We start from the raw sequence: 21,162 nt of genomic DNA on the forward strand, positions 1-21,162 counted from the left end.
GCTCAGACGGTGGCAATCGGCGTAACTGGCGAACCCATCGCGCCCGGCAACCTGAGCGGCGGCGCCGTCAGCATGAAATGCGAGCGGCCGTTGGCGCGCAGCCACACGGCGAGATCGCGCAAGTACCAGAGTTCTCCGAGCGGCAAACCAAGCTTGAAGAGGCAATGGTGATGCAGTGGCATCAACGGATGCTCGCCAGGCCTGGCCGGTGCGCGTGCTGGATAGCGTTCCACTGCGTAGTTATCCGCAGCGAGCGCGGCGATGCCGGAATCGGTGATCCATTGCAGCAGGCGTTCGTCGCGGCCGTCGAGTGCGCAGCAGTGGCTATTGAGCACGCTTTCGTCAGGCTGGCGATTCATTTCCAGCACCATCTCGGCGAAACCGGTACGCAGCACCAGCATGTCGCCGCGTTCGATCTCGACGTGATCGGCTTCGATCGCAAACATCAGATCGTCATAGCCGACCGTTCGATGTTCGCGCGCATAGTGCGCCACCAGATCGACCAGTACGCCGCGACCCTGCATGCCCTTCACGGCGAGGTTCTCAATGCCGAGCACGTCGGCATGGCTGTGTTCGCTGCCGCAAGCATGTGGCGCGAAGCCTTCGTCCGCCCGGTACTCGATCGGCCCGACGATATCTGTATTGGCGCGATAGCCGTTGTAGTAGACGCTTTCCGGCACGCCGTCGCCGTCCGCATCGAAGCGTGCGCCCACGTGCGCGAGCGAATCCCATTGCGTCGAGTACTGCAGGCTCAACAGCACCTGGTCGTCGCTGACCACGTCGGTCGCGCCGGCTTCGTTGCGCGCGAACGGGAAGTTGACGTAGGGCAAGCCGTCTTTGAACGTCGGCCGTAGCACGGGGGGATGACGGCGCACGTTGAGCTTGCTGTCGCCGGGAAAGTCGAGCGGCAACGACAGGCAGAAGCTCAACCCTGCACGGATTTCACGCGCGCCTTTGAGGACCTGTTCCGTGCCGATCAGATTCGGCCTGCCGAGTTGATCGTCGGGGCCGAAGTCGCCCCAGTTCGATCCTTCGGGTTTGTTCTTCCAGCGCATTTCACGTTCCTTTGCTGATCTGGCCTGTGCGCTTCGCCGTTCGGAGCGCAAGCAATGAACGGCAGTGCGCGTTGTCACGCGAGCAGTGCAGGCGGGATCTGGCCATAAATTTCAAGCAGCGCTTCGATCGCGCGGGGTTCGTTTTTCAACAGCCGCGCCTTCGGGCCGCCAATCACGAGCGCGAACGCCTCGCCATGAATCAGGAAACCGCGTGCCAGTCCAGCCACGTCTTCGACGTTTTCGCCCGTCGAGCGATGCCAGCCGTTCTTCACGCCCTGCTCCACTTCGACCTCCAGCGTCTTCCGGTCGATCACCGAACCATCGGTCGATGCGGTCAGGGGCTCGCAACTGTCGAGCAGCTTGCGCCGCGCGTCTGTGGAAAGGGCGCCGAGCAAAGCCTTGCCCGCCGCGCTGGCATGCAGGTACATGAAGCCGCCAGGCTCGTCGCTATAACGGATTTTCTGGCGCGATTCCATCACGTCGAGATAGACGACGCGGTTGCCGGCCAGCGTGGCGAGCGCCGCGGTCTCGCCGGTGGCGTCGCGCAGGGAGGTGAGCAGCGGCTGGAACAGCAGCGTCAACGGGTCCTCGCTGCAAATGTCGCGAGCGACATGCAACAGCCGTTGCGTTGGGTAATAGCCGGCCTTCACGCCCGGTGCGTAGAGATAGCCCTTGGCCACCATCGTTTGCAAGAGCGCGTGACAACTCGATAGCGGGATCTCGGTTCGACGCGCGATCTCGCTATAGATCATGGGCTGCCGCACTTCGGCAAAGAGATTTATCACGTCGAAGACGCGCACTGCAGTTTTCACATCCATGAGAACATTATCGGTATTTCGATAACACGATGGCAATAGGGTGCGGGGTATACACCTATGCCCTGATGTCCTGCTATGGAGTGGTTTAAGGGTAATCCCTTAATTGACGCCCGTTAGGAGCGATCCCTATAGTCGCGCTTTCTGTTCGCTAAAGGAATGTAAGTTCTTTGTGCGAACAAAAGCGATGAGCGGACGCTGAGTCCGTCTCGTGCATTCGCGACACAAAATGGAGACGTACCACGATGGCGCTCACGCTCGAAACGCAACACCGAAATGCCCGCAAAGCGGGCATTGCATCATTCGTTGGGACAACGATCGAATGGTATGACTTCTATGCGTACAGCACGGCGGCGGCGCTAGTGCTCGGCAAGATCTTCTTCCCGACAACCTCGGCGTTGGCCGGCACGCTCGCGGCGTTCGCAACTTTCTGGGTCGGCTTTCTGGCGCGGCCGATCGGCGGGATCATCTTCGGTCACCTCGGCGATAAGGTCGGCCGCAAGAAGACGCTGATCATCACGCTGATGCTGATGGGTTGTTGCACGACTGGCATGGGTCTGCTGCCCACCTACAACCAGGTCGGGCTATTAGCGCCCGCGTTGCTGATTCTGCTCCGTCTGATGCAGGGTATTGCGATGGGCGGTGAGTGGGGCGGCGCCGTGGTGCTGTCGTCGGAACACGCGCCGAAGGGCAAGGAGATTCTCTATTCCGCTTTCGCGCAGCAAGGCTCGCCTGCGGGCAACCTGCTGGCGACCGTGGCTTTCCTGCTGATTTCGATGCTGCCCGATCACCAGTTTATGACGTGGGGCTGGCGCATTCCGTTTCTGTTCTCAGCGTTGCTGGTGGTGGTTGGCATGTTTATCCGCATGAGCGTTGAAGAGTCGCCGGCCATGCAGGAGTTGAAGGACAGGAACCAGGTCGCGAAACTGCCAATCGGCGAAGTCTTGCGCAACCATAAAGGCCTGGTGGCGATGGGCGTGGGCGCCTGCGTGATCGGCCTGTCGGCAACTTACTTCAAAACGACTTTTGCGTTGTCGTGGGCGGTAACGAGCATCGGTTTCGACCGCACGCAGTTTCTCACGGTGATTACCGGCGCGATCATTGTGCAACTCATTGTGCAGCCGTTCGGCGCGGTACTCGCCACGAAAATGGACTTGAAAAAAGCGGTCATTTACATGCTGGTGCCTGAAATTGTCGCACTGCCGCTGATGTTCTCGCTGATCGCCACCGGCTCGACGAAACTGGCGATGCTGGGCATGGCACTCGCCTCGATTCCGCACTCGCTGTACTACGCCGCGATGGCCGGCATTCTGGCGAAGTCGTTCCCGGTTCAGGTGCGCTACACCGGTATTTCGCTTTCCTATCAGATTTGCGGCATGGTGTTCGCCGGTACTACGCCGATTCTCGGACAGTACTTGCTGGGCGCGACCGGATCGATTCTTTCAGTCGTCGCGTTGGGGATTTTGCATGTACTGATTACGCTGTTCTGTGCGCTGGGATTGATCACGCGTATGCATCAGGAGGGGGCGCGCGACGCAGCCCGTTCGGCTGCGCTGGCGCAGAACTGATCGCTCTCTGGCCGAAAGCGTGCTGCCACTAGCCTGAAGAAGCAGTCCGCCGTCGCCGACGAGGCGGACTTTGGCCTGGCCGCTTCGCTCAGGAACCGCGCTGCAGTGCCGTCGTTGTCGACACGCTGCAGTTCCCGGATTCCTGCTCGAAGCTGTAGAACGAGGCAGGGGTTGTGCATAGAATCGCGTCGACCACCGCTGCGTCCAGGCTGAGTTCCAATAGCGTCGATAACGACTGGCCGTAGTTCATCACCTGTTCGTACTGGGTATGGGGCCAGTCGCTTCCCCACATCAGCCGCTCAGCGCCGAAGTGTTCGACAAGCCGACTCGTCGCCTCATGCACAAAGTCAGAACCGGCAAGCGCACATCGGTAGGCGCCCGAGACCTTGACCCACACGCGGCCAGTTCTGCCATACCCGAGCAACGTTTTGAAGCCGGGATCGTGAATTCCTTTCTCAGGGTCGGGTCGTCCAAAATGATCGACGACCACGGGTACCCCGGCCTCCAGCAGCCGGTCGAGCATCGGCGCCAGGTCCCGCGCATTCCGGTGTAGTTCGACGTGCCAACCCAGTCTTGACAATCGTTCGAGCAAGGGTGTCCATGATTTCGCTGCGAGATCCGGCAATGGCTGATCGATCAGGTTGAGCCGTATACCGGCTATCCCTTGACCATGCAGTTCGACCAACTCTTCCTCGGAAACATCAGGCGCGACGACCGCTACGCCTCTTAAGCGGCGTGTGTCTCGGGACAGTGCTCCCAACAGGTATCGATTGTCTATCCCGAGAAAGCTCGGCTGTACCAGAACCGCGTGCCCGATGTCGTGCGTGTCCAGCAGTTGCAAATAGGTGTCGAGCGTTGCGTCGTAGCCAGGTGCGTAGCGTCGGCTATCCGCGAGCGGCAAGCCTCTCTGGAAGACGTGCGCGTGAGTGTCCACGCGGGAGGAGTGAAACCGGGTGAGGGAGGAGGCGGGCGCACTCATGGTCAGTTCCGCGGCGAGTCCAGGGTCAATCGTGCATTGTCGGCGGCATCGGGCGCAGATTCAGGTACCACGCCACGCAGACGTTTGCCGCGCGTCTCGGGAAGCAGCAACACAGCGATCATTGCGAGGCCGTAAGCAATGGCTGCGTCGATGCCGATCGCCATACCGAGCGACATCGAATGACTCATGTAGCCGACGAGGACAGGAAAGCCCGCCGAGGCGATCCGTCCGAAGTTGTAGCAGAATCCGACGCCCGTGCCGCGCATGTCGGCCGGATACAGTTCATTGAAAAGCGGTCCGAGGCTTGCCGGGATGCCCGCGGCGAACAAGCCGAGTGGGAAGCCCAGCACGAGCATTTGCGTGTTGGTCAGCGGCAGCATCACATAAGCGAGAACCGTAACGATGCAGCAGAACGCGAAGAGGGCGACGTTGCGCCGGCGGCCAATGCGGTCGAGCAGATAGGCGCTTGCCATACAGCCGCACCAGAAAGCCACGATCACGACCGCCAGATAGCCACCGGTGTTCAGGACCGACAGGTGCCGTTCTTTGGCAAGGAAGGTGGGCAGCCAGGTCATGATCGCGTAGTACCCGCCATGAGCGCCGGTGCCTAGCACGGCGCCGATTATGGTGGTCCGGAGCACACGCGGCTGGAAGACCTGGGTTATCTGCCCGAGCACCGAGACCTTGGGTGCTGTGCTTGCAGGCGCAATGCGTACCGGTTCTTTCAGATTGCGGCGTACGAATAGAACAAGGCACGCCGGCACCAGGCCGACGGCGAACATCACGCGCCATGCAGTGTCCGACGGCAACCAGGAGAACGCCGCGGCATACACCAGCACGGCCGCGCCCCACCCAACCGCCCAGGCGCTTTGTACTGCACCCATCGCCTTGCCGCGGTGTTCGGTACGAACGGTTTCCGCCATCAGTACGGCACCTGCGGCCCACTCGCCGCCGAATCCGAATCCTTGCAGCGCCTTGAGAATCAGGAGTTGCGGGAAGTTTTGCGCGAACGCGCAGAGAAAGGTGAAGCCGGCGAACCAGAGGATCGTCATTTGCAACGTCCGGACTCGCCCAATGCGGTCCGACAACGCACCTGCGATCCAGCCGCCGAGTGCCGACGATATCAACGTCACGCTGCTGATCGCGCCGGCCTGCGTATGGTCGATGCCATACGCGGCAATGATCGCGGGAATGGCGAGGGTGAACATCTGCACGTCGAGCGCGTCGAGCCCCCAACCCGCAAAGCACCCCCAAAAGGTGTTGCGTTCGAGGGGCGTGCCCTGCTTGTACCACGTGAACATAGCTATCTCCGTCATGCTTATCATATTGTCATATATATGACTATATGAATGGTGGTCGCAAAGCCATGAAAAGTCATTGAGTATTAACCCTTGCTCACGCCGCCGCCGCGGGATGTTGTACAGTAGTTACTCCTCTGAACAACTATATGATTACTATGGAAGCGGCCTCTTTCGTGACCAAGCCGGATGGTCGGTTGCCCCGTTATCAGCAATTGCGTGACGACCTGGTTGGCCGCATTGCCGCAGGTGAGTGGGCGCTGGAGGAAGCCATCGCCACAGAGGCGGAGTTGGGGCAGTTCTATAACGTCTCCACTGGAACGGTTCGTAAGGCAATTGATCTGCTCGTTGTCGACGGCGTGCTTACGCGTAGCCAGGGCAAGGGCACGTTCATTCGCCGGCCTCGTTTCGATTCGTCGCTGTTTCGCTTCTTCCGTTTCAAGTCGCGCACTGGTGAGCCGGTGCGGCCGACAGCGCGCGTGCTCAAGCGTGAAATCGTGAAGCCTGGCGAAGAAATTCGCTCTACTTTGCGGATGAAAGCCTCCGAGAAAGCCATCCACCTGTCGCGTGTGCGACTGATCGAAGGTCAGGCGGTTCTGTCTGAAGAAATCTGGTTGCCGCGCGGGCGTTTTGAACCGTTGGCCACGTTGCCGCTCGGTGATTTCGAGGACTTGCTGTATCCGTTGTACGAGCGCCTTTGCCGGCAGATCGTGGCGTCCGCTACGGAAATTCTAAAAGTAGAGCAAGCCACGTCCGACGACGCCTCGCTTCTCGATGTGAAACTCAGCAGCCCCGTCATTCAGGTTCAGCGTGTCGCGTCGGACTTTGCGGGTACGCCGTTCGAATGGCGCAGCACGCGCGGGGCCGCCACGGCGTTTCAGTACCAGGTGGAAATTCGCTGAGCCAACGGCCCGCTGGAATACCGCAGGGCTGATCCGGCGTGTGATCGATCGCGCTGTATCAGGCCTCGCTTCATCGGCTGCGACGGGGTCTATCTTGATCGGTCCCGCGCTTGCTGGTGCGCCTCAGCCTCAGCCTTACCCACCGTTTCTTGAACACAGCGCCGCCAGGATCGCTAGGACGGTACGCGCCTATTCGGGTATCACCTCATGGCGTCCAATGCCAATTCATATAAACATATATATGACTACATCATATCTGGCCGTTTTCTCGACGTAGCGGCTGCTGTGCCGTGAGACGAGTGTCGATGGCGGCCGGCGAAACCCGGAGCAGACATGTCGACGCAGGCAGGATTTGAGCAGCAGGTAATGAAGAAGATGGCGTGGCGGCTCATGCCGCTTCTGATCGTCATGTTTCTGATTTCGTTTATCGACCGCCAGAACGTCGGTTTCGCCAAGCTGGAGATGGTGCACGCCCTCGGCATGACGGAAGCTTCATACGGGCTGGGGGCCTCGCTGTTCTTCATCGGCTACCTTATCTTCGAGGTGCCGAGCACATTGGCGCTGCATCGTTTCGGCGCGCGGACCTGGCTCGCACGCATCATGATGACCTGGGGTGTGGTCACGGTGCTGATGGCGTTCGCGCGCTCGTTGCCCGCCTTCTATTCCTTTCGCTTCGCACTGGGCGTTGCCGAAGCCGGTTTTTATCCCGGCGTCATCTACTACCTCACGCAGTGGTTCCCACAAAGCTATCGCACCAAAGTACTGGGGTTCTTCACGCTGGGCAGTTCGCTTGCCAATATGCTGGGCTCGCTGGTCGGCGGTCTTCTGCTGACGCTCGGCGGCACGTGGGGCTTCGCGGGTTGGCAGTGGGTGTTTATCGCCACCGGCATTCCTGCCATTCTGATTGCGTTCGTCGCGCTTAAATATTTGCCGAATTCGGTGAAGGATGCGCCGTTCCTTTCGCAACAGGAGAAAGACGTCGTCATCGCCGCGCTCAAGCGGGAAGCGTCGGATGACGCTAAAGCGACGCGGCCTTGGGGCGCGTTGCTCGATCCGAAGGTTCTCATGTTCGCGTTGACGTACATGCTGATGTCGACGTCGCTGTACGGGGTGACCTACTGGATGCCGACGCTGCTGAAAAGCGACGGCGTATCGTCGTCACTGAACGGTGTGCTGAACATGATTCCGTGGGCGCTCGCAACGCTGCTTCTGCTGTGGCTGCCGGGCAAGCTCAAGCGTGAGCGCGTCGTCCTGAAGGCGATGAGCGTGGTGGCGGGCATCGGCGTCGTTTGCTTCGCGTCGAGCCTCGTCCTGCCGACCGCGTCGATGCGCTTCGCCGCGCTGTGCCTTGGCGGAGCATGTATTCCCTTGCTTTATCCGTGTTTCTGGTCGCTGCCCCCGCGGTTCTTTTCGGGCGCGAGAGCCGCGGCTAGCGTGGCGGCGATCAACGCGATTGGCAATCTCGGCGGCTTTGCCGGGCAGAACCTGATGCCTTATGTCGGCAAGGTGGCACACAGCCACGTCGCGCCGATGCTGGTGCCTACGGCGTGCCTGTTCGCGTTGGGGATCGGCACGGCGCTCGCCGCGCTGATCGGCGCGCGTCGCAGGATGACGCTCGAGTCGCCGACGATTCGTCCGACTTAAGTCGTCTCGTTGATCCCCTCAAGGGCGGAGCAGATCGAAGCCGGCTAGCGCGACGACCCCACTGACGACGATCAGGGCCACCGAATGCTGTCCGAAGTAGAGAAGGCCCGCGGCCGACCAGCTCGTTAGACAGAATGCTGCAATACGTTTCATCGTTTAGAAGCCCAAAGCAATAGCCAATAACCCGCTGACCACCCCGCAAGCCACCACTGCCAGCGTCACCACCGTCAGCACGCGACTGGGAAACGAACGGCCGAGCATCGCCATTGATGGCACGCTGATCAGCGGCAGCGTCATCAGCAATGCGCCAGCCGGTCCGGCGGCCATGCCGAAGGAGAGCATGGCCTGAATGATCGGCACTTCGCCAGCGGTCGGAATCACGAACAAGGTGCCGGCAATCGACAACGCAATGATCCACAGCAGGCTGTTATCGATGCTGGGTCCGATGTGCGGAAACAGCCATGCCCGCGCTGCGCCGAGAATCAGCACCAGCACGATGTATTCAGGAATCAGCCGCAGCGTCATGGTTCCGAGGATCTTCACCCAGCGCGTGAACGCGGTGCCTGGATCGTCGCGGGTGACCAGTTGCGCCATGGCTTCGCGCGATGCTTCGGCTTCTTTCGGCGTGACCATACGGTTCACCAGATAGCCGAGTCCGAACACCATCAGGAGGCCCAGGGCAAGCCGCAAGCCCATCCATTGCCAGCCGAGCACGAAGCCCATAAAGATCAATGTGGCCGGATTGAGGGCCGTGTTACCCAGCCAGAACGCGATCGCCGCGCCCGGTGCGGCTTGACGGGCGCGCAAGCCGGCCACGACCGGCGCCGCGCAGCACGTGCACATCATGCCCGGCAACGACATCAGGCCACCCTTCACCACACTGCTGAAGTCGCTCCGGCCGAGCGCACGCGCGACCCACTGTGGCGGAATCAACGCCTGCACCGCCGAGCCCAGCAGAAGGCCCAGCACCATGGCTTGCCAGATCGCCTTGCCGTAGGCCAGCGCGTAATCGATGGCCGCCTGCCACGACGCCGCCGGTGCGCTCGACGACGTGCCCATCAGGATCGACTTGCCGATGGAGTGCTGGCTCGCGGCGACGAAGGCGCGGTTGTAGTACGGGAACCACTTCACATAGAAGAGGCCGACGACGGCGATCAGCAGAAACACGATCCAGCCAAGGGCGACACGGGGCTGCCGAAGGGTTGATTGCATGATGAATGGTCTTAACTTTAGTTTTTGGATCAGATGACGGCGAGTGCGCTGTTATCGAGTTGAGCGAGGAGTGCTTGTGCCTGCTCGACGACATCGGCGTCGTTGGGTCGAAAATTCATTTGCAATGCACGCGGCAGGTGGACGAAATGCTGATGGCTGCTGCGCGCGTATGCCGGATCATAGTGCCGTTCGATCAGCTCGCGGGCGAGTTCGGCCCGGCTATTTTCATCGACGAGGTGTTGCCATCCCATAACACGCTCGCGGCTATGCAAACCGATCATCTTCTGCAGTTGCGCTTTCAACGATTCCGGATCGTCGAACAGATGCGCATAGTCGTGCAGCAGGAACGCCGCGCGGTCTTCGTGGCTCGATAACACGTCGACGCAGGCGCCCTGATGAAACGTATCGAGGAGCGCGAGCGGCAGCGAAATCGAACCAATCCGCCGGCTTTCCGCTTCGACGAATACCGGCCGTTTGGGATCGAACGTGCGCAGGGCGCTCACCAGCAGCGTGTCGAAGCGCTTCTGCGACGGTTGCGCAACGCCTGCCCACGCGCCGAGCAGCGAGCCGCGATGGGCCGCCAGCGCTTCGAGATCCAACGTCTGCGCACCGGCCTGATTCAGCGCTTCGAGCAGGCGTGTCTTGCCGCTGCCTGTCGGGCCTACCAGCGCGATGTAGTTGAATGCCTTCGGCAATGAGTCGAGGGTGTCCAGCGTTGCGCGCCGATAGCCTTTATAGCCGCCGTCCAGCTGACGTGCCGGCCAGCCGATCATATTGAAGAGCGTTGTGACCGAACCTGAGCGCTTCCCGCCGCGCCAGCAATAGATCAGCGGCCGCCAGTTGCGTGGCCGGTCGGCAAAAGTCGTTTCCAGGTGATGCGCGATATTGCGCGCAACCAGCGCCGCGCCGATCCGCGTGCCTTCGAACGGCGAGACCTGTTTGTAAGTCGTACCGACCAGAACCCGCTCTTCGTTGCTCAGCACAGGCGCATTGAGCGCGCCGGGAATGTGGTCTTCGGCGAATTCGAGAGGCGTGCGCACATCGATGATTTCATCGAAATCACCGGCTTGATCGAGGCGGACGAGTAGGTTTTTCAAGGGCTTACGGACGAAACGAACCGGCAGGAGGAGCGAAATTATCGCATGCTCCGTGAATGCCGGCTGGCGGGCCGTTCAGCCCCGCTTCCAGACCGTGCGCCTTGCCTCGCCCACAAACCCCACTTGCTGGTCAGATCACCTCGACTCGCTTTTCTCCGCTGACCATTTCCCCGATTACGCGCGCCTCGTCGAAACCGTCGGCGCGGAATAGGGCGAGCACCTCGTCGACCGTTTCCGACGCGCACGATACCAGCAGACCGCCCGAGGTTTGCGGATCGGTGAGCAGGGTGCGGGCAGTCGACGGCAATGAGTTCGGCAACAGGATGTCTTTGCCGTAAGCGTCCCAGTTACGCCCCGAAGCACCGGTAAAAATGCCGGCCTCCGCAAAGCTGAGCACGCCCGGCAGCCAAGGCAAATCCGCATAGCGCACGCGAGCGGTCAGATTCGAGCCGCGCGCCAATTCCAGCGTATGACCCAGCAAGCCGAAACCGGTGATGTCCGTGAGGGCGTGCACGCCGTCGAGCGCGGACAGCGCCGCGCCCGGCCGGTTGAGCTTGGTCGTGGCCGCGATCATCGCGGCATAGCCGTTTGAATCGAGCCGGTCCTTTTTCAATGCCGCCGATAGCACGCCCACGCCCAGCGGCTTGCCGAGGATCAGCACGTCGCCCGCTTGCGCACCGGCATTACGTTTGACCCGGCGCGGATCGACCACACCGATCGCAACCAGGCCGTATATGGGTTCCACCGAATCGATCGAATGGCCGCCAGCGAGCGGAATGCCGGCCTCGGCGCAGACGGACTCGCCGCCCATCAGCACCGCTGCGATCACGTCGTGCGGCAGCACATTGATCGGCATGCCGACAATCGCCAGCGCCATGAGTGGCTTGCCGCCCATGGCATAGACATCGGACAGCGCATTGGTTGCGGCGATGCGGCCGAAATCGAACGGATCGTCGACGATCGGCATGAAGAAGTCGGTGGTGGCGACGATCGCCTGCTCATCGTTGAGCCTGTAGACAGCCGCGTCGTCGGCGGTATTGTTGCCGACCAGCAGGTCGGGAAAGAACGGCAGCGGCGCGCTGCGCTTGAGCAGATCGGCGAGCAGGCCGGGGGCGATCTTGCAGCCGCAGCCTCCGCCGTGCGACAGGCTGGTCAGGCGGGGTGAATGGCTTGCGGCAGGGAGGGTATCGGTCATTGTGGAGCGGATTTCGGGCTTCGAATGACCGCATTATGGCGGTTGTTCGCGCGTGGCGCAGGACGGCGGCCACCCACCGGCTTCGTTGAAATCGGCTGCGGCGCTTCATATTTGACAATGTCAATCAGATGCACAGTCTCGCTGCAGGACTTCATATCGGCTTCTATAATCGATTTTAGTATCCCCAAAAAAGCTGAGGCCATTACATGACCCACATGTCCCGGCGACAGTTTCTGAAGGTCTCCGCCAGCACGCTCGCCGGATCAAGTTTGGCCCTCATGGGCTTCTCTCCGGCACCCGCGCTAGCCGAAGTCCGTCAGTACAAACTGTCGCGCACAACTGAAACCCGCAACACCTGCCCGTACTGTTCGGTGGGCTGCGGCATCCTGATGTATGGACTTGGCGACAACGCCAAGAACGCAAAGTCCAGCATCATCCATATTGAAGGCGATCCCGATCACCCGGTGAATCGCGGCACGTTGTCCCGAAGGGCGCGAGCCTGATCGACTTCATTCACAGTCCGAGCCGTCTGAAGTATCCGGAGTACCGCGCGGCTGGATCGAATGAATGGACGCGGATTTCGTGGGAAGACGCGCTAGACCGTATCGCCAAGCTGATGAAGGAAGACCGCGATGCCAATTTCGTCGAGACGACGGAAGACGGCAAGAAGGTCAACCGCTGGCTGACCACCGGCATGCTCGCTGCATCGGCCGGTAGTAATGAAGTGGGATATTTGACGCACAAGACTGTTCGCAGTCTTGGCATGCTCGCATTCGATAATCAGGCACGTGTCTGACATGGCCCGACGGTGGCAGGTCTTGCCCCGACGTTTGGCCGTGGAGCGATGACGAACCATTGGGTCGACATCAAGAACGCGGACGTGATTCTGGTAATGGGTGGCAATGCGGCCGAGGCGCACCCGTGCGGGTTCAAGTGGGTCACGGAAGCGAAGGCGCATCGCAAGGCAAGGTTGATCGTGGTCGATCCGCGCTTTACGCGTACGGCATCGGTCGCGGACTACTACGCGCAGATTCGAACCGGCTCGGACATCGTGTTCCTGGGCGGGGTGATCAACTATTTACTCACCAACGACAAGATTCAGCACGAGTACGTCAAAAATTACACGGATATGCCGTTCATCGTGCGCGAGGATTTCTCGTTCACGGATGGTCTGTATTCCGGCTACAACGCGGATAAGCGCAGCTACGACAAGAGTTCGTGGGATTACGAGCTCGGCGACGACGGCTTTGCCAAAGTCGATCCGACGCTGCAACACCCGCGCTGTGTCTATCAATTGATGAAGCAGCACTACTCGCGCTATACGCCCGAGCAGGTCGAAAAAGTCTGCGGCACGCCAAAGGAAAAATTCCTGAAGGTGTGCGAGATGCTGGCATCGACGGCCGTCCCTGGGCGCGCCGGTACGATCCTGTACGCGCTCGGCTGGACGCATCACTCGGTCGGCTCGCAAATCATCCGCACCGGCGCGATGGTGCAATTGCTGCTGGGCAACATCGGCATTGCGGGCGGCGGTATGAATGCGTTGCGCGGTCACTCGAACATCCAGGGTTTGACCGACCTCGGCCTGATGTCGAACCTGTTGCCAGGCTACATGACTTTGCCGATGGAAGCTGAGCAGGACTTCGACGCGTACATCAAGAAGCGCGCAACCCAGCCGTTGCGTCCGAACCAGCTCAGCTACTGGCGTAACTACCGCGCGTTCCACGTCAGCTTCATGAAGTCGTGGTGGGGCGATAACGCGACCGCCGGGAACAACTTCGGTTTCGACTATCTGCCGAAGCTCGACAAGTCGTACGACATGCTGCAGGTCTTCGAGCTGATGAACCAGGGCAAGATGACCGGCTATATCGCGCAGGGCTTCAACCCGCTCGCCGCGGCGCCCAACAAGGCGAAGATCGGCGCGAGTCTGGCCAAGCTGAAGTGGCTCGTCATCATGGATCCGCTCGCCACTGAAACCTCCGAGTTCTGGAAGAACTTCGGCGAGTTCAACGACGTCGATCCAGCGACGATCCAGACGGAAGTGTTCCGGCTGCCAACCACGTGTTTCGCGGAAGAGCGCGGCTCGCTGGTCAGTTCCAGCCGCGTGCTGCAGTGGCACTGGCAGGGCGCGGAAGGCCCGGGCGAATCGAAGAGCGACCTGGAAATCATGTCAGGGCTCTGGCTGCGCATTCGTAAGGCTTATAGGGAGAACGGCGGCAAGTATCCCGATCCGATTCTCAACATGAGCTGGCCGTATTCGGACCCGGAAAGCCCGACGCCTGAAGAGATCGCCATGGAGTTCAATGGCAAAGCGCTGGCTGACGTGACCGACGCTACCGACAAAACCAAGGTGCTCGCCAAACAGGGCGAGCAGTTGGCGGGCTTCGCGCAGCTTCGGGACGACGGCAGCACCGCAAGCGGCTGCTGGATCTTCTGCGGTGCATGGACTCAGGCGGGCAACCAGATGGGGCGCCGCGACAACTCCGACCCGACCGGCATCGGCAATACGCTGAACTGGGCGTGGGCGTGGCCCGCGAACCGGCGGATTCTGTACAACCGTGCTTCGTGCGATGTCGCTGGCAAGCCGTTCGATCCCACGCGCAAGCTGATTGCGTGGAACGGCAAGGCGTGGACAGGAGCGGATATTCCTGACTTCAAGGTCGACGAACCGCCTGAAAACGGCATGAATCCGTTCATCATGAACCCTGAGGGCGTCGCGCGTTTCTTCGCGCGTGACGGTTTGGTGGAAGGTCCGTTCCCCGAGCACTACGAACCGTTTGAAACACCGCTCGGCTACAACCCGCTGCATCCGGACAACAAGGCGGTCGTCAGCAATCCGGCGGCGCGCGTGTTCCCGGACGATCGGGCCGCGTTCGGCACGCATGAGAACTTCCCGCATACGGCGACCACCTATCGTCTGACCGAACATTTCCACTACTGGACCAAGCACGCGCATTTGAATGCGATTGTGCAGCCGCAACAGTTCGTGGAAATCGGCGAGGATCTGGCGAAGGAGGTGGGCGTAGTCGCGGGGGATCGCGTCAAGGTGTCCTCCAACCGCGGGCACATCATTGCCGTGGCGGTCGTAACCAAGCGGATCAAGCCGCTGATGATCGAAGGGAAAATGGTCCAGACAGTCGGGTTGCCGCTGCATTGGGGCTTCAAGGGACTCGCGAAGCCGGGCTATCTCGTCAATACGCTGACGCCTTCTGTGGGCGATGGGAATTCGCAAACACCGGAATTCAAGTCGTTTCTTGTGAAGGTCGAAAAGGCATAAGGAAAAGAGATGGCACTGCAATCACTGGATATCAAACGCCTCTCGGCTACCACCGTGCCGGAGACCCAAATCCGCGAGCCGGTCACGGGAACGGTCGCCAAGCTCATCGATGTGTCGAAGTGCATCGGTTGCAAGGCGTGTCAGACAGCGTGTATGGAATGGAACGATCTGCGCGACGAGGTGGGCGTCAATCACGGGGTATACGACAACCCGATGGATCTCACTGAGCATTCGTGGACGGTGATGCGGTTCTCGGAATACGAGAACACCGAGGGCGATCTCGAATGGCTGATCCGCAAGGATGGCTGCATGCACTGTGAAGATCCGGGCTGTCTGAAGGCCTGCCCGTCGCCGGGCGCGATCGTGCAGTACACGAACGGCATCGTGGATTTTCATGAGGAAAACTGCATCGGCTGCGGCTATTGCATAACCGGTTGCCCGTTCAACGTGCCGCGCATTTCGAAGAAGGACAACCGCGCGTACAAGTGCACGCTGTGTTCGGACCGCGTGGCTGTCGGTCAGGAACCGGCGTGCGTGAAAACCTGTCCGACCGGCGCGATCATGTTCGGCACCAAGGAGGACATGAAGCAACAGGCGGCGGATCGGATCGTCGATCTGAAGGAGCGCGGTTTCCAGAACGCGGGTCTGTACGATCCTGCCGGCGTGGGCGGCACGCACGTGATGTACGTGCTCCATCACGCCGACAAAGCCAATCTGTATCACGGCTTGCCGCAGAATCCGAAGATCAGCGCGATGGTTTATCTGTGGAAGGGGCTGGCGAAACCGCTAGCGCTGGCTGGTATCGCGTTTGCCGCGTTGGCGGGGTTCTTCCACTACACGCGCGTCGGCCCGAACGAGGTGACGGAGGCGGAAGAAGCCGAAGCACAGCACGAAGCCGATGAAGCACGCCGTTCGCAGGAGGCATCCGATGAAGCACGCTGAAAACCATGAGCACGTTGTGTTGAAAGACGTGAAGGGCAACAGTCTGATCCAGCGCTATACGCCGAATGAACGGACGAATCACTGGATCACCGCCATCACGTTCGTCTTGCTGGCGCTCTCCGGCCTCGCCATGTTTCATCCGGCGATGTCGTGGCTCTACGCGATCTTCGGCGGCGGGCAATGGACGCGAATTCTGCATCCGTTTGTCGGCTGCGTGATGTTCCTGTCGTTCCTGATTCTTGCGTTGCGTTTCTGGCACCACAATTATCTCGACCGCGCCGACATCCAGTGGATGAGGCAGATCGACGACGTGCTCAACAATCGCGAGGAAAAGCTCCCCGCGATCGGTAAGTACAACGCCGGTCAAAAGCTGCTATTTTTCATGATGGTGATCTGCCTGCTGCTGTTGCTGGCGAGCGGCATCGTGATCTGGCGGCGCTATTTCTCGTTCTATTTCCCGATCGAGGTCATCCGCCTCGCAGCACTGGTTCATGCCGCTACTGCGTTCGTGCTGATCGTGGGAATCGTCGTGCATATTTATGCGGCGCTGTGGATCAAGGGATCGATCGGGGCGATGACGCGTGGTACCGTGACCTACGGCTGGGCGAGAAAGCATCATCCGAACTGGTTCAAGGAAATAATCGGCAAGTAGGATCGGTAAGAAGCGCGGCGCAACTTGCCGCGCACCGCACCTCGAGCCGCCGCGGCTGTTCGATGAACTGCGGCGGTTCTTCAGTTTTCAGCGCAGTTTTTAGAGGTTGATACTTTGGTTCAACGCATTCTTGAAGCCGGCGATATCGAGTCGCTCGATCACACCGCGATTCCCCGCATCCGTACACCGGAACGGCTGGTGGTCTTTTCGGCGCGCGCCGCGCGGTTGCGCCAGCTCGCGGCGCGCAGCAATCCGATTGCCGGCTATTTGCGCCTGATGGCCGTGCTGGCAGATGCGCAGCAAGCCGTGATCACCGGCTTCAAGGCGAAGCCGCCCAGCGCCGAACTGATCGCGAGCGCGCAACAGCATTCCATGCCGCTGATTCCGGCGCTCTCTGGCGTACGCGATCCGGCGTGGCACGACGTTTTGCGTCAATTGCTCGACAAGGTGAAAGCCGCGGGTCCGCTCACGCCGCCGCTCGAAGCGCTCATTGAAAAGCTGCGAACACTCGATCAAGCCACCCTCGATACTCAGGCTGACGCGATCTTCGCGCAGCGCTTCGGGGAAGTCGATCCTGCGAGCGCACCGTTCATCATGGCCGCGCTACAAGTGGTGTGGACTGACCTCGCCGCCGATATCGACAAGCGCGCGGTGCCGTACATCGAGACGCTCGGCCTGTGTCCCGTATGCGGATCGCATCCAGTCGCAAGCATGGTGCGCGTAGGCGGCACATATGACAATTACCGCTACCTGCAATGCGGCCTGTGCGCGACTGAGTGGCACATGGTCCGTTCGAAATGTTCGACCTGCGACTCGACCAAGGGCATTGCCTATCATGCCGTCGGCTCGCAGGACGCCGACGAAGCCACCCGGGAAGCCGATACGAGGAATGCGTTTTTGAAGGCGGAGTCGTGCGACGAATGCCATACTTACCGGAAGATCGGCATTCAGTCGAAGGACTACGATTTCGAACCGTTCGCGGACGATCTCGCCAGTCTCACGCTGGACCTGCTGATGGGAGCGGAAGGTTACCGGCGCGCGTCGCCGCATCCGTGGCTCTGGCCGGAGCGGGCCGATAGCGCGGCTGAGCCTTCCGGCGTATCTGGCTGAAGCGCGACTGAGAAAAAGGATTGCCTGGTGAGCGATGTAACCGGCTCTGAATTGCGCGCGCTGATGGCGCGTGTGCCGTCGGTGGAAAAAGTGATGGCGTCGGCCGAGTTTGCGGCGGTACTGACGGAGTTCGGCCGCACGCAGGTGTTGGGTGCCTTGCGTCACGCGCTCGACACCTGGCGTGCCAGCGCGCAGCTAGGCGCCGCGTCGGTGAGCGCGCTCGATGTCGCGCAACTGCAGGTATCGGTCGAGGCCGCGCTGCGCCGGCGCAACGCAGCCCGCTTGCGCAGCGTCTTCAATTTGACCGGCACCGTGCTGCATACCAATCTCGGCCGCGCGTTGCTGCCGGACGAAGCGGTACAGGCCGTGATGAAAGCGCTCACGCAGCCGGCCAATCTCGAGTTCGATCTCGGCACCGGCAAGCGCGGTGATCGCGACGATCTGATCGACGAACTCATCTGCGAACTGACCGGCGCCGAAGCGGCGACCGTGGTCAACAACAATGCCGCCGCCGTATTGCTCACGCTATCCGCGTTGGCGTCGAAAAAAGAAGTGATCGTATCGCGTGGGGAACTGGTTGAAATCGGCGGCGCGTTTCGCATTCCCGACATCATGAGCCGTGCGGGCGCGAGGCTGCGCGAAGTCGGCACCACGAATCGCACGCACCTGAAGGACTACGACGAAGCCATTGGTCCGCAAACCGCCCTGCTGATGAAAGTCCACGCGAGCAACTACGCGATCAACGGATTCACCAAAGAGGTCAGTGTTGGCGCCATCGCACCGCTGGCCCACGCGCACGGCATTGCCGTTGCCGTCGACCTGGGCAGCGGCACGCTGGTCGATCTGACGCAATGGGGCTTGCCACGCGAGACGACGGTGCGCGAAACCATCGAAGCCGGTGCCGACCTTGTCACGTTCAGCGGCGACAAGCTGCTTGGCGGCCCGCAAGCCGGGTTGATCGTCGGCCGGCGTGATTTGATCGCGAAGATCAAGAAGCATCCCCTCAAGCGCGCGCTGCGGGTCGGCAAATTGACGCTCGCGGCGCTGGAACCCGTGCTTCAGATGTATCGTGCACCGGAGAAGCTCGCTGAGCGGCTGACTACGCTGCGCTTGCTCACGCGCCCGAGCGACGACATCCGGCTCGCCGCGGAGCGGGTGCAGCCTGCGCTGCAGCGTGCGGCTGGAGAGCGCTACGTCGTGGTGGCCGAGCCTATGTTTAGCCAGATCGGCAGCGGGGCGTTGCCCGTCGATGTGCTGCCGAGCTACGGCCTCGTCGTCAGAGTTGCAGACGGCAAACGTGGCGGCCGTCAATTGCTCGCGCTCGAGAAGCGGTTGCGGGAGATGGCGCGTCCGGTCATCGGCCGTATCGCGGACGACGCGTTGCGCCTCGACCTACGCTGTCTCGAAGCCGCCGACGAAGCGCAATTGATCGAGCAACTGACGAGCATGCACGCATGATCGTAGGTACGGCCGGACATATCGACCACGGCAAAACGAGTCTGGTGAGGGCGCTGTCGGGCGTCGATACGGATCGTCTCAAGGAAGAAAAAGCGCGCGGCATTTCGATCGAGCTAGGCTATGCCTACGTGCCGCTCGAAAACGGCGACGTGCTCGGCCTGATCGACGTGCCGGGCCACGAAAAGCTCGTCCACACCATGACGGCGGGCGCGAGCGGAATCGATTTCGTGCTGCTCGTGATTGCTGCTGACGACGGCGTGATGCCGCAAACGCGCGAACATCTGGCGATTGTGGAACTGCTGGGCATCAAGCGTGGCGCGATAGCGTTGACCAAGATAGACCGCGTTGACGCGCAGCGGCTGCAGGAAGTGCACGACGAGATCGCCGTGTTTCTGAGCGGCAGCGTGCTGCAGGATGCACCCGTGTTCGACACCTGCGCGACGCGTGACGACGATCCAGGCGTGGCCGCGTTGAAGGCGCATCTGCACGAAGCGGCAGCAGCGTGGCGTATGAAGCGCGACGATGGGCTGTTCCGTCTCGCGGTCGACAGGGTCTTCACGCTCTCAGGCCAAGGCACGATCGTGACAGGGACGGTGGTATCGGGACGCGTGGCGGTAGGCGATATGATGCTGCTCGCGCCGAAAGATCAGCCCGTGCGCGTGCGTAGCATTCATGCGCAGAATCGTCCGGCCGAGATCGGGCGGGCAGGCGAGCGCTGCGCATTGAACCTTGCGGGCATCGACAAAAGCGTGATTGATCGGGGCGACTGGATTGTCGATCCGCGTCTGTCGCAAGCCTCGGAACGTATCGACGTCATGCTGACGCTGCTTGCCGATGCCCCATTGACGCTGGAACATTGGGCGCCGCTGCATGTGCATCTGGGCACGCAGCATCAGGTGGCGCATGCCGCGTTGCTCGATGGCGAGTCGCTCGGCGCAGGTCAACGGGCGCGTGTGCAGCTTGTGTTCGAGCGGCCGGTATGTGCGCTTCCCGGCGACCGGTTTGTCGTGCGCAATGCGCAGGCCAATCGCACGATTGGCGGAGGGCATGTGCTCGATCCGTTTGCGCCTTCACGCAAGCGTCGCTCCCCTGAGCGGCTGGCGTGGCTCGACGCGATTCAGATCATGCTCGACACCGGCACACTGGATCCGCTGCTCGCAAGGGCTCCGCATGGGTTGTCCCGATCGTTGCTGGAACGGCTGACGGGCATGCAGGCAGCCGCGCTCGAGTTGCCGTCTAACACGCGCGTCGTGGAGCTTTCCGGTAGCGATGCGTTGTTGATCGCAGATGCGTCATGGCGGACCCTGGCTACGCGGCTGACCACGGCACTCAGGCAGTACCACGAACGCTCGCCGGACGAACTGGGCCCGGATGTATCGCGCTTGCGGCGGATCGCGGCACCTCTCGTTGACGATGCTTTGTGGCGTGCGTTAGTCGACGATGCGGCGGCTCGCGGCGAGATTGTCAGACGCGGACCCTGGTTGCATCTGCCTGAGCACGCAGTGACACTCGACGACGCCGACCGCGCGCTCGCGCCGGCGCTGCTGACGGCGCTGAAAGACGGACGTTTCGATCCGCCATGGGTGCGCGATCTGGCCAACGCGCATGGCGTACCCGAAGACCGCGTGCGGCAGCTGCTGCGTAAGCTCGCGCGGCAAGGCGAGCTTTTTCAGGTCGTGCGTGATCTCTTTTATCACCAGGAGGTGATTCGCGAACTGGCTTCGATTGCTGCCTTAGAAGCACAAAAGAACGCGGGTACGGTAGCGGCTGCACCGTTTCGCGATGTTACCGGTCTTGGCCGAAAACGCGCGATTCAGCTTTTGGAATTCTTCGACCGGGTTGGATATACTCGCTTTCACCGTGGCCTGCATCTGATGCGCACGGATAGTCGCGGGTTTGATCTGTTTTGATTCAGCGTTTGAGTTGCGAAGTGTCGTTCAGGGTTCTGTCGTTCAGGTAGT

Annotated in this window: 15 protein-coding genes and 1 pseudogene; 9 read left to right on the forward strand and 7 right to left on the reverse strand. The window is 61.1% G+C overall.

The window, feature by feature from the left end; all coding sequences use genetic code 11:
• Window positions 1-2 precede the first annotated feature (2 nt).
• Window positions 3-1,055, reverse strand: coding sequence for a cyclase family protein (locus ACUN0E_RS07855; protein WP_445566185.1), 1,053 nt, complete (start codon window positions 1,053-1,055; stop codon window positions 3-5).
• A gap of 74 nt (window positions 1,056-1,129) precedes the next feature.
• Complete coding sequence (locus ACUN0E_RS07860; protein WP_408219793.1) at window positions 1,130-1,873, reverse strand: IclR family transcriptional regulator; 744 nt, start codon at window positions 1,871-1,873, stop codon at window positions 1,130-1,132.
• Window positions 1,874-2,115: 242 nt separating this feature from the next.
• Here ACUN0E_RS07860 and ACUN0E_RS07865 point away from each other — a divergent pair, with 242 nt between their 5' ends.
• Window positions 2,116-3,438 (forward strand): MFS transporter, encoded by a 1,323-nt coding sequence (locus tag ACUN0E_RS07865; RefSeq protein WP_445566186.1) that lies wholly within the window; start codon window positions 2,116-2,118, stop codon window positions 3,436-3,438.
• A gap of 88 nt (window positions 3,439-3,526) precedes the next feature.
• On the opposite strand, the gene ACUN0E_RS07870 is transcribed toward ACUN0E_RS07865, so the two are convergent.
• Both ACUN0E_RS07870 and ACUN0E_RS07875 read right to left on the reverse strand, forming a co-directional pair.
• A complete protein-coding gene (locus ACUN0E_RS07870) occupies window positions 3,527-4,417 on the reverse strand; it encodes an amidohydrolase family protein (protein ID WP_445566187.1) in 891 nt (296 codons plus the stop codon).
• A 2-nt stretch (window positions 4,418-4,419) separates the two neighbouring features.
• Entirely contained in the window at window positions 4,420-5,718 is a 1,299-nt protein-coding gene (locus tag ACUN0E_RS07875; protein ID WP_445570399.1) for an MFS transporter, read from the reverse strand.
• Between the two features lie 155 nt (window positions 5,719-5,873).
• Here ACUN0E_RS07875 and ACUN0E_RS07880 point away from each other — a divergent pair, with 155 nt between their 5' ends.
• Both ACUN0E_RS07880 and ACUN0E_RS07885 read left to right on the forward strand, forming a co-directional pair.
• Window positions 5,874-6,617, forward strand: coding sequence for a GntR family transcriptional regulator (locus ACUN0E_RS07880; RefSeq protein ID WP_445570400.1), 744 nt, complete (start codon window positions 5,874-5,876; stop codon window positions 6,615-6,617).
• Window positions 6,618-6,950: 333 nt separating this feature from the next.
• A complete protein-coding gene (locus ACUN0E_RS07885; RefSeq protein WP_445566188.1) occupies window positions 6,951-8,261 on the forward strand; it encodes an MFS transporter in 1,311 nt (436 codons plus the stop codon).
• A gap of 156 nt (window positions 8,262-8,417) precedes the next feature.
• On the opposite strand, the gene ACUN0E_RS07890 is transcribed toward ACUN0E_RS07885, so the two are convergent.
• The 3 genes from ACUN0E_RS07890 to selD all read right to left on the reverse strand — a co-directional run bounded on the left by ACUN0E_RS07890 (window position 8,418) and on the right by selD (window position 11,765).
• Window positions 8,418-9,473 (reverse strand): permease, encoded by a 1,056-nt coding sequence (locus ACUN0E_RS07890; protein WP_445566189.1) that lies wholly within the window; start codon window positions 9,471-9,473, stop codon window positions 8,418-8,420.
• A gap of 29 nt (window positions 9,474-9,502) precedes the next feature.
• Window positions 9,503-10,570 (reverse strand): tRNA 2-selenouridine(34) synthase MnmH, encoded by a 1,068-nt coding sequence (gene mnmH, locus ACUN0E_RS07895; RefSeq protein WP_445566190.1) that lies wholly within the window; start codon window positions 10,568-10,570, stop codon window positions 9,503-9,505.
• 130 nt (window positions 10,571-10,700) lie between these two features.
• Window positions 10,701-11,765: a selenide, water dikinase SelD gene (selD, locus tag ACUN0E_RS07900; RefSeq protein ID WP_445566191.1), complete on the reverse strand. Its 1,065-nt coding sequence runs from the start codon at window positions 11,763-11,765 to the stop codon at window positions 10,701-10,703.
• A 206-nt stretch (window positions 11,766-11,971) separates the two neighbouring features.
• On the opposite strand from selD, the pseudogene fdnG reads away from it, so the two are divergent.
• The 6 genes and pseudogenes from fdnG (at window position 11,972) to selB (ending at window position 21,111) form a co-directional block, all read left to right on the forward strand.
• A pseudogene (fdnG, locus tag ACUN0E_RS07905) lies at window positions 11,972-15,039 on the forward strand (formate dehydrogenase-N subunit alpha).
• A 9-nt stretch (window positions 15,040-15,048) separates the two neighbouring features.
• Window positions 15,049-15,981 (forward strand): formate dehydrogenase subunit beta, encoded by a 933-nt coding sequence (gene fdxH, locus ACUN0E_RS07910; RefSeq protein WP_445566192.1) that lies wholly within the window; start codon window positions 15,049-15,051, stop codon window positions 15,979-15,981.
• A complete protein-coding gene (locus ACUN0E_RS07915) occupies window positions 15,968-16,633 on the forward strand; it encodes a formate dehydrogenase subunit gamma (RefSeq protein WP_445566193.1) in 666 nt (221 codons plus the stop codon). Before fdxH ends, ACUN0E_RS07915 begins: the two co-directional genes overlap by 14 nt.
• Before the next feature lie 114 nt (window positions 16,634-16,747).
• On the forward strand, window positions 16,748-17,743 hold the full coding sequence (fdhE, locus tag ACUN0E_RS07920) for a formate dehydrogenase accessory protein FdhE (protein ID WP_408240266.1): 996 nt from the start codon (window positions 16,748-16,750) through the stop codon (window positions 17,741-17,743).
• A gap of 27 nt (window positions 17,744-17,770) precedes the next feature.
• Window positions 17,771-19,201 (forward strand): L-seryl-tRNA(Sec) selenium transferase, encoded by a 1,431-nt coding sequence (gene selA, locus ACUN0E_RS07925; RefSeq protein WP_445566194.1) that lies wholly within the window; start codon window positions 17,771-17,773, stop codon window positions 19,199-19,201.
• Entirely contained in the window at window positions 19,198-21,111 is a 1,914-nt protein-coding gene (selB, locus tag ACUN0E_RS07930; protein ID WP_445566195.1) for a selenocysteine-specific translation elongation factor, read from the forward strand. Before selA ends, selB begins: the two co-directional genes overlap by 4 nt.
• Window positions 21,112-21,162: the final 51 nt, after the last annotated feature.

It is taken from the genome of Paraburkholderia sp. D1E (assembly GCF_052682275.1).

What these genes read in the sequence shown, in the direction of transcription:
- ACUN0E_RS07880 (WP_445570400.1), top strand. Translation starts at nt 5,874, where the DNA reads ATGGAAGCGGCCTCTTTCGTGACCAAGCCGGATGGTCGGTTGCCCCGT.
- ACUN0E_RS07855 (WP_445566185.1), bottom strand. Translation starts at nt 1,055, where the DNA reads ATGCGCTGGAAGAACAAACCCGAAGGATCGAACTGGGGCGACTTCGGC.
- ACUN0E_RS07870 (WP_445566187.1), bottom strand. Translation starts at nt 4,417, where the DNA reads ATGAGTGCGCCCGCCTCCTCCCTCACCCGGTTTCACTCCTCCCGCGTG.
- selD (WP_445566191.1), bottom strand. Translation starts at nt 11,765, where the DNA reads ATGACCGATACCCTCCCTGCCGCAAGCCATTCACCCCGCCTGACCAGC.
- fdxH (WP_445566192.1), top strand. Translation starts at nt 15,049, where the DNA reads ATGGCACTGCAATCACTGGATATCAAACGCCTCTCGGCTACCACCGTG.
- ACUN0E_RS07915 (WP_445566193.1), top strand. Translation starts at nt 15,968, where the DNA reads ATGAAGCACGCTGAAAACCATGAGCACGTTGTGTTGAAAGACGTGAAG.
- ACUN0E_RS07875 (WP_445570399.1), bottom strand. Translation starts at nt 5,718, where the DNA reads ATGTTCACGTGGTACAAGCAGGGCACGCCCCTCGAACGCAACACCTTT.
- ACUN0E_RS07865 (WP_445566186.1), top strand. Translation starts at nt 2,116, where the DNA reads ATGGCGCTCACGCTCGAAACGCAACACCGAAATGCCCGCAAAGCGGGC.
- ACUN0E_RS07885 (WP_445566188.1), top strand. Translation starts at nt 6,951, where the DNA reads ATGTCGACGCAGGCAGGATTTGAGCAGCAGGTAATGAAGAAGATGGCG.
- ACUN0E_RS07890 (WP_445566189.1), bottom strand. Translation starts at nt 9,473, where the DNA reads ATGCAATCAACCCTTCGGCAGCCCCGTGTCGCCCTTGGCTGGATCGTG.
- selB (WP_445566195.1), top strand. Translation starts at nt 19,198, where the DNA reads ATGATCGTAGGTACGGCCGGACATATCGACCACGGCAAAACGAGTCTG.
- ACUN0E_RS07860 (WP_408219793.1), bottom strand. Translation starts at nt 1,873, where the DNA reads ATGGATGTGAAAACTGCAGTGCGCGTCTTCGACGTGATAAATCTCTTT.